General features: G+C 38.6%; 1 protein-coding gene. It reads left to right on the top strand.

What is annotated here, in order from left to right; genetic code table 11:
* Positions 1-155: 155 nt before the first annotated feature.
* Positions 156-1,048, top strand: an 893-nt coding sequence (locus ACIQYS_RS22420) for a transposase (RefSeq protein ID WP_402985260.1), incomplete at its 3' end; no start/stop codon positions are given.

Genomic DNA, 1,048 nt, shown 5'->3' on the forward strand with positions numbered 1-1,048 from the left:
GAGGCTGGGACAAAACCCACCTTGAAAAATGAAAAGCCCTGGAAATTTTACGAACAGTAAAATTTCCAGGGCTTTGTTTTTAGGCATTAAAAAAAAGGACATCTTCTGATAAAATTTAAGTACCACTACAAAAATTTATAGAAAGAAGTGTCCTTATGTTTAAAGATTATAACATGAATCAATTAATTTTACCTTTAGATTTAGCAGTTAAATTACAAAAAAATGATATTGCGTTTTCTATCCACCATTTAGTTGAAAGTATTCCGCATGAAGCGTTTAATGCCTTTGTTCGACACAATGGCTGCCCAGCCTATCATCCACGCATGATGCTTAAAGTTATCTTATGTGGTTACACCCAATCTGCATTCTCAGGTCGCAAAATCGAAGATCTTGTGAAAGATAGTATTCGTATGATGTGGCTCGCTCAGGGATATGAACCAAGCTACCGCACCATCAATCGTTTTCGCGTGCATCCCGATATGAAAGAACTCATTCGTCAATGTTTTGTACAATTCCGTTGTCAGCTCATACAAGAAAAGCTCATCGATCAAGAAGCGATTTTTATCGATGGTACAAAGATTGAAGCAAACGCTAATAAATTCACATTTGTCTGGAAGAAATCCGTCGAGAGACATCATACAAATCTCGTTGAAAAGTCCAATCAGCTGTACAACGAGCTGCTTCAAAATGAAATCATCCCAGAAATCGAGCGTGAAAGTGAAGAACAGCTTTCTATGGAGGAATTAAGACAAGTCGCGCAAAAACTGGATGAAGTAGTCGATGACTACACAAACAAAATAGATAGCTCAGTCGATGTGAGTGAACGCAAAAGATTGCGTAGCGAACGCAAAACACCGAAACAAATCGTGAAGCAAATCTATGACTGGGTTACGCGTAAGCAGAAGTATGAAAAGGATTTTGAGATTTTCGGTACACGTAACAGCTATTCGAAAACAGACCAAGATTCGACATTTATGCGCATGAAAGACGACTATATGCAAAACGGGCAATTAAAAGCGGGCTATAACGTACAAGTGGCGACCGAAGG

The sequence above is a fragment of the Psychrobacillus sp. NPDC096426 genome, assembly GCF_044762745.1.
In the GTDB taxonomy this organism is placed as follows: Bacteria; Bacillota; Bacilli; order Bacillales_A; family Planococcaceae; genus Psychrobacillus.